We start from the raw sequence: 15477 nt of genomic DNA on the forward strand, positions 1-15477 counted from the left end.
CCGGCGGTCGCGGCGGTCATCCGCCCGCCGCACTGCCCCGTGTCCGGACCCACACATGATACGCCGCCACGCCTGCCACCACCGTCGCCACGCCCAGCCCGGCGAAGCCCCAGCCGGAGGTCGCGAAGATGTACAGCCAGCCGGTGAGCGCGATCAGCGACGGTACGGGATAGAACCACATCCGGAACGGGAACTCCATGCCCTTGCGCTGGCGCAGCACGTGCAGCGCCGCGATCTGTCCCACGAACTGGATGAGGATGCGCGACGTGAGCAGGGCCGAGATCACGTCCCCGAGCGGGACGAAGCTGCAGAGGATCGAGAGCCCGCCGAGCACCAGCAGCGCCACGTGCGGGAACTGCCCGGTGGGATGCAGCCTCGCGAACACCCGGAAGAAGTCGCCCTCGGCCGCGGCAGCCCAGGCGATGCGGCTGTAGCCGAGCAGCAGCGCGAAGACCGAGGCCACCGCCGTCCACATCACCAGCACCGTCACCGCCGCCGCCGCCTTCGGCCCGTACAGCCGCTGCATGAACTCCGTCACGATGAAGGTGGACTTCATCGCCTCGCGCCACGGGATCACCGCCATCAGGCTCAGGTTGACGAGGGCGTACATCAGTGCGACCGCCACCACCGACCAGAGGATCGCGCGCGGGATCACCTTCGCCGGGTTCTTCACCTCGCCGGCCACGTAGCAGATGTCGAAGTAGCCGCTGAAGTCGTACATCGCGATCAGCATCGCGCTGCCGAGGCCGGACACGAAGCCCACCGAGAAGGTGAAGGCCCCGGGCGGGAAGTCGAGGACGAGGGCGGCGTTGAAGTGCGTGAGCCCGCTCACGATCACCACCAGCACCGTCAGCAGCATGCCGGCCCACAGGACCACCGTGAGCTTGCCCACCGAGGCGATCCGCCGGTAGAGCAGTGCGATGACGATCAGGCCGACGGCGGTGCTGATCAGCCGCGCGGTGGTGGTGGTCATGCCGGGCAGGAAGTAGCCGGCGTACTGCGCGAAGCCGATGTATCCCGACGCGATCTCGAGCGGCGCGGAGAGGATGAACTGCCAGATGAAGAGGAACGGCAGCACCCCGCCGAGCATCGTGCCCCGGAAGGCTTCGCGCAGGTAGACGTACGTACCGCCGGTGCCGGGCATCGCGGCGGAGAGCTCACTCCAGACCAGTCCGTCGCTGAGCGCGAGCACGGCGCCGAGTACCCAGCCGAGCATGCACTGCGGGCCACCCATCGCCGCGATGATGAGCGGGATGGTGATGAACGGGCCGGCGCCGACCATGTTGCTCATGTTGAGCGCGACGGCCTGGACCTGGCCGAGGCTGCGGACGAGGCCCTGCTGGGAAGTCACGATGGCGGCGCGGAGGCGGTCGGTGTCGTGCGCGGAAACAACATCAAGATCCCCGTCCCCTTGGTGTCATTCCGGCGCAGCGGAACGGGACTGCATCGTCCCGTTCCGCTGCCGTGCACCGGCATCGGCGCAACCGGTCAGGTGGCGGCAGCGATGGCCGCGCGCTGCTGCTGCTGGTTTGCGGCCTGCACCGCGGCATCGGATGCGCCGCTGAACGCGATCACACCCATGCCCAGGCCCTTCAGCTTGTTGCGCCAGAGGATCTCGCCGGTGCGCAGGTCCAGGCAGAACAGCTCCCCCCCGGCACCGGCGTACACGCGGCCGTCCTCCACCATCACGGTCGTGAACGAGGTGGTCTTGAGCTTCGTGCGCCAGACCTCGTTCCCCGTGCTGGCATCGATCCGCACGGCGTGCCCGCCGATCCCGATCACCATCGGCCCTGATTTCGTGCGAGCCATGTACCGACTCCGTTGTGCTGGGAATGGAAGGTCAGCGCTTCTTCTTCGCTGCCGGTGCGGCGCCCTGCAGCATGAAGGTCACCTTCATCGTCACGCGATACTCCACCACCTTGCCCTTCTCCACCACCACGCTCTGGTCCTTCACCCACGCCGACGAGATGCCCTCGAGGGTCTCGGAGGCGCGTGCGACACCCTGCGCCACCGCATCCTCGAAGCTCTTTGCACTGCCGGCAATGATCTCGATCACCTTGGCGACTGCCATGACCTTCCCTCCGCGGGTGCGTCACTCCGAATGGCGGCGCGGGCCCGTGACGCGCAGGCACCGCACCGACCGTTGACGCCACGAACGTATGGCCCGGCACGGGCGCCAGACAGGTGACACGGTGCAACAGTCCGCCGCCGGCCGGCGCTGCCCGGCCCGGGCGGCGTTATCGTGTGGTGTCGTCGCCCGGGTGCCACCGCACCGGGGCTCGGACGCACACCCCGCCCGGAGTTCGTGCCTTGCGGTTCCCGCCCCTGCGTGCCACCCTCCTCGTCGCTGCCGTCGCCGGCCTCACCGCCTGCGCCTCCGTCCGGCCGGCCGCGCCCACCCGCGACGCGGTGCCGCGTATTGCCGTGATGTCGGCATTCGACGCGGAGTGGGAGCAGCTCCGGGCCGCCACCCAGGTCACCGGCACCCGCGTCATCAACGGCCGGACACACTACATCGGACGCCTGGCCGGGCAGGACGTGGTGCTCCTCCTGAGCGGCTTCAGCATGATCAACGCCGCCATGACCACCCAGGCGCTGCTGGACCGGTTCTCGATCCGCAGCATCGTCTTCTCCGGCATCGCCGGCGGCGTGAATCCCGGGCTGCATGTGGGTGACGTGACGGTGCCGGCGCGGTGGGGTGCCTACCAGGAGCAGGTCTTCGCCCGCGAGACACCCACCGGCTTCGATCCCGGCCGCGAGACGGGGGGCGTGCCGAACTTCGGCATGATGTTCCCCCGCGCCATGACCGTCGCGGTCCCCGGCGCCCCGGCCGACTCGCTCGAACGGCGGTTCTGGTTCCCGGTCGATTCCGGCGCGCTCGCCACCGCGCGCCTGGTGGCGCGGTCGGTCACGCTGGCGCGGTGCACCGCCAGTGGGGCCTGCCTGGAGCACACGCCGCAGGTCGTGGCCGGCGGCAACGGCGTGAGCGGACCGACGTTCGTGGACAACGCCGCCTATCGCGAGTACGCGTGGCGCACCTTCCGTGCCGATGCCCTCGACATGGAAACGGCCGCGGTGGCGCTGGTGGCGTACGAGCATGGCGTGCCGTACATCGCGTTCCGGTCACTCTCCGACCTGGCCGGTGGCGGGCCGGGACGAAACGAGGTCGCGACGTTCGGGCGGCTCGCCGCGGCGAACTCGGCGTCGCTGGTGATCGCCTATCTCCGGGCGCTGCCGGCGCGGTAGCCGCCGCCCGCCGCGCCACAGCGTCCAACACGCCTCAGCGACGTCCCTTCGCCACGCCATCCCAGGCCGCATGCACCGCTACTTCGACTTCGCCGGCAACCGCACCAGCTACCGTGCCGAACTGCTGGCCGGCCTCACCACGTTCCTGACGATGGCGTACATCATCATCGTCAACCCCGCCATTCTCGAGGCGGCCGGCATCCCGCGCGGACCGTCGATGACCGCCACGATCATCTCGGCGGCATTCGGGACGCTGGTGATGGGGGTGTACGCGAAGAAGCCGTTCGCCATCGCCCCGTACATGGGCGAGAACGCGTTCATCGCCTTCACGGTGGTGAAGGGCATGGGCTTCCCATGGCAGACGGCACTCGGCGCCATCTTCCTCGCCGGCGTGCTGTTCACGGTGCTGACCGTGTTCAAGGTCCGGAGCTGGCTCGCGAACGCGATTCCCGTCTCGCTCAAGCACAGCTTCGCGGTGGGGATCGGGCTGTTCCTCACCTTCATCGGCCTCAACCAGGTCGGCGTGGTGTCGCTCGGCGTGCCGGGGGCGCCCGTCGCGCTGGGGAACATCGCGGCGCCCACCACGCTGCTGGCCATCACCGGGTTCGTGGTCACGGCGCTGCTGCTGGTGAAACGCTGGAGCGGCGCGCTGATCGCGGGCATCCTCGTCACCACGCTGCTGTCGTTCCTGCTCGGCGTCACGCCGCTGCCGGCCACGTTCGTGAGTGCGCCGCCGAGCCTGGCGCCGATCCTGGGGCAGCTCGACATCGCCGGCGCCCTGTCGGTGCAGGGGCTGCCGATCGTGGTGATCATCTTCATCCTCGCCTTCGTCGACACGATCGGCACGCTGATCGGGCTCTCGGCGCGCGCGGGCTGGCTGGATGCCGAGGGCAACCTGCCGGGCATCGAGAAGCCGATGATGGCCGATGCGCTGGTGAACCTGGTGGCCCCGTTCGTGGGCACCACCACCTGCGGTGCGTTCGTGGAATCGGCCGCGGGCATCGAGGCAGGCGGGCGCACCGGCCTCACCGCGGTGGTGGTGGCGGCGCTGTTCCTCTGCGCCCTCTTCTTCGCCCCGCTGCTGACCATCATCCCGCCGCACGCCTACGGCATCGCACTGGTGGCCATCGGCATCCTGATGGTGGCCCCGATCGCGAAGCTCGACTTCAGCGACTACACCGAGCTCATACCCGCCTTCCTCACCATCGTCCTGATGAGCTTCACGTTCAACGTGGGCGTGGGCATGACGGCAGGTTTGCTGCTGTATCCGCTGATGAAGCTGCTCACGGGCCGGGCGCGCGAGGTACCGCCGCCGCTCTGGGTGCTGGCCGCGATGTCGGTGGTGTTCTTCGCGGTGTATCCGTACCACTGAGCTGGATCAGAACCAGCGGCGACGCACCCCGAGCATCACGAGGTTCTGCGAGATCGCCTTGTCGGGATCGTTCGATCGGCGCCACTCGGGCTCGTACGACACGTTCAGCTCCGACGCCCCGAGGCGCACCTGCAGTGCCGCGGCCGGCTGCAGGCGGTGGTCCACGCGCGGCACATCGCGGTCGTCCACCTCCGCGAAGCGGCCGCTGTAGCGCTGCTGTCGGTACTGCATGCCGAACTCGACGCGCACCGCACGGCCGAGCGGCATGTCGTAGCTCATCGAGTAGCTGGAGCGCCGGTAGTCGAACCGGTCGCCGACCGCGAGATTCCGCTCGATGCGTGCCTCCGTCTCGAACTCGGCACCATCCATGAAGCGGTGGCGGAACTCGGCGGTGACGTAGCGATTCGTGGCATCCTGCATCGAGTCCAACGGGAAGCGCCGCCAGCGCTGCGCTGCGCCGAGGCGGAGCCGGCGTGCACTGCCGAGCCGGAACTCGGTGGTCGGCACGAGCTGGAGCTGGTTGGAGACGTCCCGGTCCTCGGACGACCCCTTCAGCGCGCCTTCGGTCACCAGCTCGAGCGTCCACCACCGCACCACCCGCCGTGACAGTGTGGTGCGCAAGCGCTGGCTCACCCGGTTGAACCGCGTGGTGGCCGTGTAGCGGTGCACTGCGGCATCGTACTCGAGCTGCAGCAGCGGGCGCACCGCGCCACTCGCCAGCCGCACCGTGCCGCCGCCGATCACTCCCACCGACGAGACACCCACCGGGTCGCGGTTCACGTTGTCGTCCAGCCGCGACAGCACGTACGACCCGACCGACAGCGCATGGAACGGCGCCGCGGGCGCGGCGAGACTGTCCCGCCGCGACGGCGAGACACGCGCCTGCCCATGCACTTTGGCGGCGCCGGCAGCGATGAGCACGAGTGCCACCAGCATCCGCGACGACGACCTCAGGCCGCAAGCCATGCCGGCACCTCCATCAATGCCGCGAGTTCGAGTCGCGGACCGCACTCCGCCAGGCGGTCGCCCAGCATCGACAGGTGGGCGGGCAGGAACGCCGCGCGGTCCGTGTGACGTGAGGCGATCTCCAGCAGCCGGCCGAGTGCCAGGAAGACATGGCGCACGATCGCATCCTCGGTGATGCTCCCGGCGGCGCGCACGACCATCTCGGCCGAGAAGGCGACGCAGAACTCGGACACCACCCGTGCCGCGATCCCGCCGCGCCACTGGAGCTCGAGCAGGTGCGCGACGAGGTTGCCGCAATCGAGCGCCGGATCGCCGGTCGCGACCAGGTCGAGGTCCACCAGCAGGCAGCGGCCCTCGTGCACCAGCACCTGGTCGTGGTACAGGTCGCGGTGCAGCACGGCGACATGGTCCCGCGCGGCGAGCGGCGCGGCCACACCGTCGAGCCGCTCCATGATCCAGAGGAGCGGACGGGCGTGCTCCGGCTGCGCCAGGCGCAGTGACGCAAGGCGGGTGCGCAGGATGCGCAGTTCGTCGTCCAGCGTCCAGGCACGACCGGGATGCACGTCGAGCTCGTGGACACGGCTCACCGACTGTGCCAGTGCCGCTGCCAGCGTGCCCGGATTTCCGCCCTGCGCCAGCGCCGTCACCAGCGGCACACCGGGCAGGCGCCGCTGCAAGGTCATCCGCAGGCCGTCCACCACGCCGAGCGGCTCGGCGATCACGTCGCGGGCGCCGGCATCCCACAACATCCGGTGCACGATGGCGGCGCGTGAGTCCACACCCCGCGCGCGCACCTTGCCGAGCCAGGTGGACGTGGCGCCGCCGTCACACACCTCGAACGACACCATGCAGCGGCGGCCGGCCTTGTGCCGCACCAGCGCGGTCGACGCAACCTGCACGTCGTCGACGGCTGGACTGGAGTGCCGTTGCGCGAGCACCCGGGTCGCCGTCTCCGGACTGGCGAGCGCGGTCGCGAATGCCAATGCCGTGTCGTCGCCGAGCCGGGCCCACGCGCGCAGCTCCACCGGCTTCACCGGCGTGCAGCTACCGGTGCGGCGCGGCCGGATCGCACCGGGAATGCCGTCGAGCAGCGACTGCGCGCGCGCCACCAGCCGCTCGGTCAACGTCGGCCAGTCGGGGTCACGGTGGCGGAAGGGATGCGGCGTGAGCCGCATCAGCGCCTCGGCGGTGCGCCAGGTGAACCGCCGCATGTCCACGGCACGGCTGCGGCCGTAGCCGTCCAGCAGCGCCGCGACCAGGGCCGTGGCGCGCTCGCGCGTGCACCCCCGGCGCAGCACGTCGCGCTCGAGGTGCGCCGCGAAGATCGCGAGGTCGATGTGGGGGTCGGAGAGTGTGCACTCGTCGAAGTCGAGCAGCGAGATGGTGCCGTCGTGCACGAGCACCTGCTTGGCGTAGAAGTCCCCGTGGATCGGGGTCACCGGTGCCGGCGACTCGGCGCGCAACTGCGCCAGCCGGCCCACCAGCAGGCGCAGCGGCTCGCGTACCACCGGCGACCAGCCGCTCACGGCAGCCGCGACGCGGTGCAGCCCGACGTTGGCATCGGCGTCGGTCTCCCCCGCCCGCACATCCATCGTCCCGTCGTGCACCGCCGCCAGCGCCGCGCCCGCCGCGCTGACGTGGTCCAGAGGATCGGCACGCAGGTCCAGCAGGCGGCCGCCGATCCACGGTGCGACGATCACGCCCCGCTTTGCCTCCCATGCCGTGGCGGGACTCACGGGCAAGTGCGGCAGGCGCGCCAGCGCGCGATGGGCCGTCAGGGCATTCGCGAACGCCACTCCGTCATGGCACTTGATGACGGCCACCGGCTCGCCGCGCACCTGCGCCATCGCCACCAGCCGCCGCTCCGGCTTGTAGGCGATCACGCGGAACGTGCACGCCGCCGGCAGGCCCAGTGTGGCCAGGACCTGTTCCCGTCGCGCCGGGTCGAGCAGCCACCGCGGACCGGCGAGTTCGCCGTCGTTCGGGAATCGGCGGATCGCGATGCGCTCGTCCGCACACGACACAACCCGAGAGCTCTCCCGGTACTTCGCCCACTTCTCGTGCGCCTCGGTGCCGACCGCCTTCAGCGTCACGAACGCGGCCGCCTCGCCATCGTCGTACTGCAGCGACACCAGGCAACTCGCCCCGGGCTTGTAGCGCGTGTAGGTCATGCGCGGCGCGCCCGCCGGCGGGTCGGGCAGCATTGCGGCCACCAGCGCGGCCGCCGCCTCGACGTCCAGCACCGTGGCGAGGCCGGGAAGCGCGCGGTCGCGCACGGCGACGACGCGGTCAGATGGCGAGAGCATGTGTCACCGGGAGGGGAACGGGGGAATCGGGCATGCGGGAGGCGTGTTCGCGATACCAGGCCGCGAAGGCGCCGCCCGACCGGAGCAGCACGTCGGGGGCACCCTGCTCGACGATCCCGCCATCGCCCACCACCAGCACGCGGTCTGCGCGCGCCGCCATGTGCAGCGCATGCGTGATCAGCAGCGTCGTGCGCCCCTTGGTCAGCCGCAGGATCGCCTCGCTCACCAGGCGCTCGTTCTCGTCGTCCAGGCCCACCGTCGGCTCGTCCAGCACCAGCATCGGCGTGGCGCGCAGCACCGCACGGGCGATGGCGATCCGCTGCCGCTGCCCGTTGGACAGCGTCACGCCCCGCTCGCCGACGCGCGAGTCCAGCCCGTCCGGCATCGCACGCACGAACGCATCGGCACTGGCCACCCGCAGCGCCATGTCGAGCAGGGCGTCATCCACGCGGGTGGCACCGAGCGTGAGGTTGTCGCGCACGGTGCCGGCGAACAGCACCGTGTCCTGCAGCACGATCCCCACCTGCGCGCGCAGCGAGCTCACGGTCACGTCCCGCACGTCGATGCCATCCACCAGCACACTCCCCGCCGTCGGTTCATAGAGCCGCAGCAGGAGGTTCGCGATGGTGGACTTGCCGGCACCCGAGGCCCCCACGATCGCCACCAGTTCGCCGGCCTCGATCCGGAACGACGTGTCGGACAGCACCGTGCGGCCGCCGGGATACGCGAACGAGAGGTTGCGGAACTCGATCGTCCCCCGGAACGGCGGTGCGGCCACGGCACCTGGACTGTCACCGATGCCGATCTCGTGGTCCATCACCTCCAGCACGCGCTCCGCCGCCGCCGTGGCCTTGCCGAGGCGCCCGGTGTACTTCGCGAAGCTCTGCAGTGGCTTGAACGCCGCCTTCAGGTACGACACGAACACCACCAGCTCGCCGGCCGACATCGTGCCACGCATCACCCGCAGCGTCCCCTGCCAGAGCAACACGCCGGTGGAGATGGCGATCAGCACGTCCACGCTGCGCTCGAGCCCCGCCGACAGCCGCTTGGCCTGCACGCCCTGGCTGGCACTCTTCGTGTTCTGGCGTGTGAACGCTTTGCCCAGCACCTCCTCCAGCGAGAGGGCCTGCACGGTCTTGATGGCCGAGAACGACTCGGCCACCGTGGCCGCGATCGCCCCCTCGCGCTGGCGCTGCGCCCGCGAGACCTCGCGGATCGAGCGATGCGTGCGCGCCCAGCGCAGGAGGAAGAAGGGCAGCGGCACCAGCGCCAGCGCCGTCAGCGACGGCTGCATCCAGAACATCATGCCGAGCATGCCCACCAGCATGCCGGCGTCGGCGGCCAGCGGCAGCGCCGCCGTCAGCGCCACGTCCTGCAGCATGCCCACGTCGCTGGTGAGCCGCACCGTGAGGTCACCGGTGCGGGCCGCCGTGTGGAACGACAGCGGCAGCAACTGCAGCCGGCGATAGAGCGAGGCGCGCAGCGAGGCGAGCACGCGGTTGGCGGCGAGTGCCAGCGCCACCGTCTGCACGTATCCGCTCACGGCCCGCAGGGCGACCACCAGCAGCAGCGCCACGGCGGCCGACAACGCGAGCTGCTCCACCGGCAGGGCCGGCACCCAGCGCGTGGTGTGCGCCGTGGTGCCGGGCAGCAACTGGTCGAAGATCAGCTTGAGCGGCCACGGCTCCAGCGCGCGCAACGCCACCTCGCCCAGCAGCGCGACGGCGCCGACCAGCAACGTCCATCGTTCCCGCCGGAGCGGTTCCCGCACATGGCGCGCCAGCCGGAGCATCGCCCAGCGATCGATGCGGCGGCTCATGCGCTCACCCGCGTGGCCTGCTGCGCACGGCAGGCCCGGCCCAGCATGCGCGCCACCACGGCGTCCCACGTGCGCGTCGCCATCGCCTCGCACCGGCCTGCCTCGCCCAGCGCGCGACGCCGTGCGGGGTCCGCATGCAGCGCGAGGCACGCGTCCACGCAGGCCCCGACGTCGCCCGGCGGCACCAGCACCCCGGTGCGCCCCTGGTCGATCAGCGACGGGATCTGCCCGATGTCGCTGGCCACCACCGCGATGCCGGCGGCCATGTACTCCACCACCTTGAGCGGCGAGAAATAGAACGGGGCATCCGCCGGATACGGCGCCAGCGCCACGTCCATGCGCGCCAGCCACGGCCCGACCCACTCCGGCGGTACGGCCCCGGCGAACTCCACCGCGCCGGCGTCGTGCGCCGCACCGAGTGTCGCCTGCAGCGCGCCGCGCTCCGGGCCATCACCCACCACCAGCAGCCGTGCCGACGGGAGCTGCGCCTGCACCCCGGCGAACACCGCCGCCAGCGTCTCGATGCCGTGCCACGGCTTGAGCGTGCCGAGAAAGCCGATCGTGAACGGCTCGTCGGCCTGCCGCTCGATCCCGGCGAACCGCACCGGGTCGAAACCGTTCGCCTCCACCACCGCATCCGTGCGACGGCGCGGGAAGCCGTTCACGTACGCCGCCACCTCGTGCGACACCGCCACGATGCTGGACGCCGCCGCGAACACCTCGGACGCCACCCGTTCCGCCCCCTCGCGATCGGCGAGCGACCGGTGCGTGGCCTGCTCCTCGATCAGCGGCGCATTCACCTCCAGGATGCCCGGCACGCCATGTGCCCGGGCATACTGCATCCCGGCCGCACTCCAGAGGGAATAGCGCTCGTACACGACGTCGAAGTGCCCGCGCGCATTGAGGGCGTCCACGAGCGACTCGTTCACGGCCGCGATCCACCGGCTGCTGCTGCCGGCGTCCGCGGCGGCAGGCACCGTCACCTGGTGCACCGCCACCTGCGCCGCCCACTGCGGTGCATCGGCGCCCACCCGGGCGCAGAAGAGCTGTACCTCGTGGCCTGCCCGGAGCATCGCCGCGATCACCCCCTGCACATGCACCGACGCACCCTTGCGCCCGAACACGGGAATGCCCGCGTCCATGCAGACGTACGCGATGCGCATCAGGAGGCCCTCGCGACAGGATGGGCCACCCGCCCGCCGAACAGCGCGCGCAGCTGGCGGGTGTTGCGTCGCACGTCGAACTCGCGTTCGATCAGCGCGCGGGCGTGGCGCGCGAGGCGCAGCTGGAGCGCCGGCGACTGCAGCAGGGCCTGCAGCGCATCGGCCAGCGCGGCCGGATCACGCTCGGGCACCAGCAGCCCGGTGTCGTCGTGCCGCACCACCTCGGGAATCCCGACGATGTCGGTGGACACCACCGGCGTGCCGAGCGCCATCGACTCCAGGAGCACCGTGGGCAGCCCGTCGCGATCCCCATCCCCCGCCACCACGCTGGGGGCCGCGAACACGGCCGCGTTGCGCACCTCGTCGATCACACGGGGCTGTGGCAGCGGGCCGGGCAGCAGCATGCAGGCGTCGAGGCCGAGGGTGGTGACGAGGTGACGGATCGCCGGCTCCTCCGCGCCACCGCCGATGATCGCACACTCGAACGGCACGCCACGCGCACGCAGCAGCGCGCAGGCCCGCACCAGGTCGTCCAGCCCCTTCTTCGCCACCATGCGGCCCACCGTCACGATCCGCGGCGCGCGCTGCACGGGGGCGCGGTACGCGAAGCGCTCGAGGTCGAGCCCGTTGTAGATGCGCGTCAGGCGACCCCGATCGATGCCCACCGTCTGCGCGAGGTACTCGACGTTGAAGTCACTCACCGTCACCACCTGCTGCGCCGCCCCCAGCACCTCCTGCAGCCGCGGCAGCGAGACGGTCTCGTGGTAGATGTCCTTGGCGTGCGCAGTGACCGTGAACGGCACCCGGGCCCACGCCGACGCCAGCATCGCGACCTCGGCGGCGATGGTGGCGAAGTGCGCGTGCACGTGGGTGATGCCGCGGCGCACGAGCTCCCGCGCCAGGGTGGCGCCCTGGTGCACCGTGCGCGCGTCGGAGCCGCGGGCCCGGTCCATCGTACGCCAGATGGCCGGCAGCTCGGCGGCTGCCCCCTCGATGGCGCCCCACAGGTCCACGCCGCGCAGTCCGTCCGCCGTGAGGTAGGTCACGGGGGCCCGCACCCGCGAGATCGCGTCCTGGAAGTGGGTGTCGTTCGGTGCGTAGAGCGAGAAGATCGACACCTCCGTTCCCGCCGCCTCGTGGGCGAGGATCTCGTTCACGATGAAGGTCTCGGAGAAGCGCGGGTACCGCTTCACGACGTACGCGATGCGCGCCGGCCTCTCAGCTCGCATGGGCCACGGCCTCCGGACCGCGACGGGCGATGGTGTGCCGCGGTGCGGTGTCCAGCGCATCGCGGAGCAGGGCGTGCAGCCCCTCGGGCGTGTGCATCCGCACGCCGCGTGACGCCGCCCGCGACACCGGCTGCGCGAGCCAGGCCTCCAGTGCGCCGGCCGACACCGCGTCGGGGTGCATCATGTCCACCAGCCCGCGGGCCGCGAGCCGCTCGGCGCGGATGAACTGTTCGGTCCGCGGCACCACCCGCGGCACCACCAGTGCGCGCGTGCGCGTCGAGAGCACGTCACACACGGAGTTGTAGCCCCCCATCGTGATCACCGAGTGCGCCGCGCGGATGGCGGCGGCCGGGTTGCCGATGAACTCCACCACCTGCAGCCGCGGGTTGGCGCTCGCCGCCTGCAGCAGCCCCTCGCGCCGTGCGGGTGACATGAGCGGCCCCGTCACCAGCAGGCCGCACAGCGGCGCCGGGAACGACGTGCGCGCGAAGACCTCCGCCAGCGCCAGCCCATCCTGCCCGCCACCCAGCATGCAGAGCACCGTATCCGCATCCACCCGCTCGGCCGCCGTGACGGGGGCGTTGGACGCCACACGCGCGCGCTGGTCGAGGTAGCCGGTGTACCGGATCCGCGCGGCAATGTCGTCAGGGAACGAGTACTCCTCCGACAGGTCGGCGACACTCTGGTCACCGTAGACCCAGATCGTGTCGAAGTTGCGCTGCACGGCGGTGTAGTTGTCGGCGCGCGTCCACTCCTTCCGCACCTGCTGCGCGTCGTCGAGGATGTCACGCAGGCCGAGCACGCAGCGGGTGCGGCCGCGGCGGCGGAGGTATGCGAGCGCGGGATCGAGCTCACGGACGGCACCGCGTGGCACGTTGTCCACCACGAACAGGTCGGGCTCGTAGGCGCGGAGGGCGCCGAGGATGGTCGCGGCGCGGAGGGCGATCACGTCCTCGAGCGGGACCTCCAGCGACCGGGCGTGGTAGGTGGCCGACGAGTCCTTGTAGATCGCCGGCAGGCTGATCACGTCGATCCCGCGCGCGACGGCGAAGCGGGTGACCTCACGCGATCCCGAGAGCAGCAGCACATTGGGCCGGAGCGGGCTCGCGGCGAGCTCTTCAGCCAGCAGGAGGTTCCGCCGCATGTGGCCGAGGCCCATCGTATCGTGCGAGTAGAGCGCTATGCGCAGGTGGCGCTGTGTCATGGGGCCGGCCGGTTGGGGGATGCGATCGTCTGCATTCCACCAAGGCAAGGGCATGGCCGATCGCCACGGCCCCCGTCGACACACTCACAAGTCGTTACTCATGAACGACTTGGAGCACCTGAACACCCGTCGCGGCGACTATTCCCGCTGCAATGTCACGTTACAACTCCGGTACGCCCCGTTACGGACGGGCGGGAGCGTTCGGGGTGGCGCACCTGGGTCAGTTCACACGGACGGTCAGCGTCGATGGCTGCGCAGTGGCGCCGCTGCCCGTGCCGGTGATCGTGACGCCGTAGGTGCCGGGCGCCACCGCCGCCCCCACCACCACGGTCACCGATGTCGACACGTTGCCGGCCGCGACCGGCGACGAGCCGAACGTCACTGTCATGGCGCTCGGCTGTCCCGACGCGGCAAGCGTCACGGGTCCTGAGAAGGCGCCACCGCGGGTGACACCCAGCCCGACACTCCCGCTGCTGCCCGCCGCCAGGGTCACGCTGGCCGGCGTGAGCCGCACCTCGATCGTGCCCTGCGGCACCGGGTCGACGGGTGCGTCCCCGCCATCGGAGTTGCACGCCGTGAGCAGTGCCGCGGCCACCATGGCGCGCGCCGCGCGGCGGGTCAGCACGATCTGCAGGTTGCTCGGGAACATGTCGGCCGGGGTGAGGAGGCGGTGCGTGAAGAGGCGGTGCGCGCGAATCCCATGCTTCGCTGTGCGACGGGAGGGACAGGCGCCGCGCGTGCGGCCTACGCCCCCGAGGAGAACACCAGCATGAACCCGTCGGGGTCCTTCACACGGAAGACCCGTGCCCCCCACGGCGTGTCGGTCGGCGCGGTGGACAGCACACCACCGTCATCCACGATGCGCCGCGCGATCGCATCCACCGGCAACGCCGTCGTGAACTGCAGCGAGAATCCCGTGCCCTTCACGCGATCCGTGCCCTGCGCGAAGTCGTCCTGCGTGAGCAGCAGCGTCACCCCGGCCGCGCGCAGTGACACGCCGGACAGGCGCCCCTCACGCTCGTGACGCGTCTCGATCGCGAAGCCGATCACGCGCTGGTACCAGTCGAGGCTGACCTCCAGGTCGGTGCAGCTCAGCGATGCCGCCAGCGCACTCGCCTCGAAGGGGGGTGGCGGTGCGGCGTCGCGATCCATTGCGAGGGGGCTCATGGTGTTCTGACTCCATCATCGGTGACCATCGTCGGCCAGGCGTGCGGCGCTCGTGGCGCGAACCTACCACCACCGCACGAGACGTGTGCGGAAGAATCACGTGCGGGCTGTATCGGCGCCACTCCCGAACACCTGAAATGTCTGTCGATGTTCCGTGCCTGCTCCACGCACGGCGCACGACACTGCCGGGAATGCCGCCGGCGTCCGCGCCGTCAGCGGTGTCAGCGGTGGGGACGCACCTGCCGAGCACCCACGGCACGCACGCAGCATGGCACCGCATGTCCACCGGTTGCACCTGGCTGGCCCACCCGCCGGCGCAGTCACCCGCCACTCACACCGCCTGCAACCTGGAGACGTGTCATGCACCTGCGGCATCTCGTGACCTGTGTGTCCCTGCTCGCGGCCAGCGCCTGCGGCGGCGGGGGCGGGAACGGCACCGTCACCCCGCCGGTGAACAACCCGGCACAGACGCTGTCGACGCTTCGCCTCGGTACCGCCACCGCCAGCCTCGCAGCGGGCAACACCACCAGCCTCGGCGCCGCCGCACTCGATGCACGGGGCGTCGTGATCACCGGTGCGACCGGCTACGTGTACACCAGCTCGAATCCCGCCGTGGCCGAAGCGTCGCCCACCGGGGTGGTGCTCGGTGTGGGGGCGGGAACGGCGACGGTCACCGTGTCACTCACGCGCGATGGCGTCACCGCCACCGCGACGTCCACGATCACCGTGAGCGGTTCGCTGCCGGTGTCGGCGAGTGTCAGCGCCGGCGCCACCGACAACACCTTCACCCCGCCGACACTCGTCGTCGCCCGCGCGGCGACCGTCACCTTCGCGTTCGGCGCGCTGCAACACAACGTGACGTTCCGCAGCACCACCGGCGCGCCGGCCAACATCGCCAGCAGCACGAACACCAGCGTGGCACGCGCATTTCCGGCGACCGGCGACTTCCCCTATGACTGCACCCTGCACGCCGGCATGACCGGGATGGTGATGGTGCGCTAGCGG

14 protein-coding genes are annotated in these 15477 nt (G+C 71.0%); 3 read left to right on the forward strand and 11 right to left on the reverse strand.

The window, feature by feature from the left end:
- Positions 1-16: 16 nt before the first annotated feature.
- From IT355_14935 to IT355_14945, 3 genes are all read right to left on the reverse strand, one after another.
- Positions 17-1351, reverse strand: coding sequence for an amino acid permease (locus IT355_14935; protein MCC7054563.1), 1335 nt, complete (start codon positions 1349-1351; stop codon positions 17-19).
- Between the two features lie 137 nt (positions 1352-1488).
- Positions 1489-1809, reverse strand: a complete 321-nt coding sequence (locus IT355_14940) for a PQQ-binding-like beta-propeller repeat protein (protein MCC7054564.1) — start codon at positions 1807-1809, stop codon at positions 1489-1491.
- A gap of 31 nt (positions 1810-1840) precedes the next feature.
- The gene (locus IT355_14945) at positions 1841-2071 is read right to left on the reverse strand and encodes a dodecin domain-containing protein (protein MCC7054565.1); all 231 of its coding nucleotides are present in this window, start codon (positions 2069-2071) and stop codon (positions 1841-1843) included.
- A 239-nt stretch (positions 2072-2310) separates the two neighbouring features.
- On the opposite strand from IT355_14945, the gene IT355_14950 reads away from it, so the two are divergent.
- Both IT355_14950 and IT355_14955 read left to right on the forward strand, forming a co-directional pair.
- A complete protein-coding gene (locus IT355_14950; protein ID MCC7054566.1) occupies positions 2311-3246 on the forward strand; it encodes a 5'-methylthioadenosine/S-adenosylhomocysteine nucleosidase in 936 nt (311 codons plus the stop codon).
- A 70-nt stretch (positions 3247-3316) separates the two neighbouring features.
- On the forward strand, positions 3317-4618 hold the full coding sequence (locus IT355_14955; GenBank protein MCC7054567.1) for an NCS2 family permease: 1302 nt from the start codon (positions 3317-3319) through the stop codon (positions 4616-4618).
- A 6-nt stretch (positions 4619-4624) separates the two neighbouring features.
- Here IT355_14955 and IT355_14960 read toward each other — a convergent pair whose 3' ends face one another.
- The 8 genes from IT355_14960 to IT355_14995 form a co-directional block, all read right to left on the reverse strand.
- Complete coding sequence (locus tag IT355_14960; GenBank protein ID MCC7054568.1) at positions 4625-5584, reverse strand: hypothetical protein; 960 nt, start codon at positions 5582-5584, stop codon at positions 4625-4627.
- Complete coding sequence (locus IT355_14965; protein ID MCC7054569.1) at positions 5569-7890, reverse strand: phosphotransferase; 2322 nt, start codon at positions 7888-7890, stop codon at positions 5569-5571. The genes IT355_14960 and IT355_14965 overlap by 16 nt, the downstream gene beginning before the upstream one ends.
- The gene (locus IT355_14970) at positions 7874-9709 is read right to left on the reverse strand and encodes an ABC transporter ATP-binding protein (protein MCC7054570.1); all 1836 of its coding nucleotides are present in this window, start codon (positions 9707-9709) and stop codon (positions 7874-7876) included. Before IT355_14970 ends, IT355_14965 begins: the two co-directional genes overlap by 17 nt.
- Complete coding sequence (locus IT355_14975) at positions 9706-10872, reverse strand: glycosyltransferase family 4 protein (GenBank protein ID MCC7054571.1); 1167 nt, start codon at positions 10870-10872, stop codon at positions 9706-9708. Before IT355_14975 ends, IT355_14970 begins: the two co-directional genes overlap by 4 nt.
- Entirely contained in the window at positions 10872-12101 is a 1230-nt protein-coding gene (locus IT355_14980) for a glycosyltransferase (GenBank protein ID MCC7054572.1), read from the reverse strand. The genes IT355_14975 and IT355_14980 overlap by 1 nt, the downstream gene beginning before the upstream one ends.
- On the reverse strand, positions 12091-13305 hold the full coding sequence (locus IT355_14985; protein ID MCC7054573.1) for a hypothetical protein: 1215 nt from the start codon (positions 13303-13305) through the stop codon (positions 12091-12093). The genes IT355_14980 and IT355_14985 overlap by 11 nt, the downstream gene beginning before the upstream one ends.
- Positions 13306-13525: 220 nt before the next feature.
- Complete coding sequence (locus IT355_14990; protein MCC7054574.1) at positions 13526-13954, reverse strand: hypothetical protein; 429 nt, start codon at positions 13952-13954, stop codon at positions 13526-13528.
- Between the two features lie 95 nt (positions 13955-14049).
- A complete protein-coding gene (locus IT355_14995) occupies positions 14050-14472 on the reverse strand; it encodes a VOC family protein (GenBank protein ID MCC7054575.1) in 423 nt (140 codons plus the stop codon).
- A 360-nt stretch (positions 14473-14832) separates the two neighbouring features.
- Between IT355_14995 and IT355_15000 the strand changes: the two genes are divergently transcribed.
- Positions 14833-15474: a hypothetical protein gene (locus IT355_15000; protein MCC7054576.1), complete on the forward strand. Its 642-nt coding sequence runs from the start codon at positions 14833-14835 to the stop codon at positions 15472-15474.
- Positions 15475-15477 lie beyond the last annotated feature (3 nt).

It is taken from the genome of Gemmatimonadaceae bacterium (assembly GCA_020851035.1).
Classification (GTDB): domain Bacteria; phylum Gemmatimonadota; class Gemmatimonadetes; order Gemmatimonadales; family Gemmatimonadaceae; genus JACMLX01.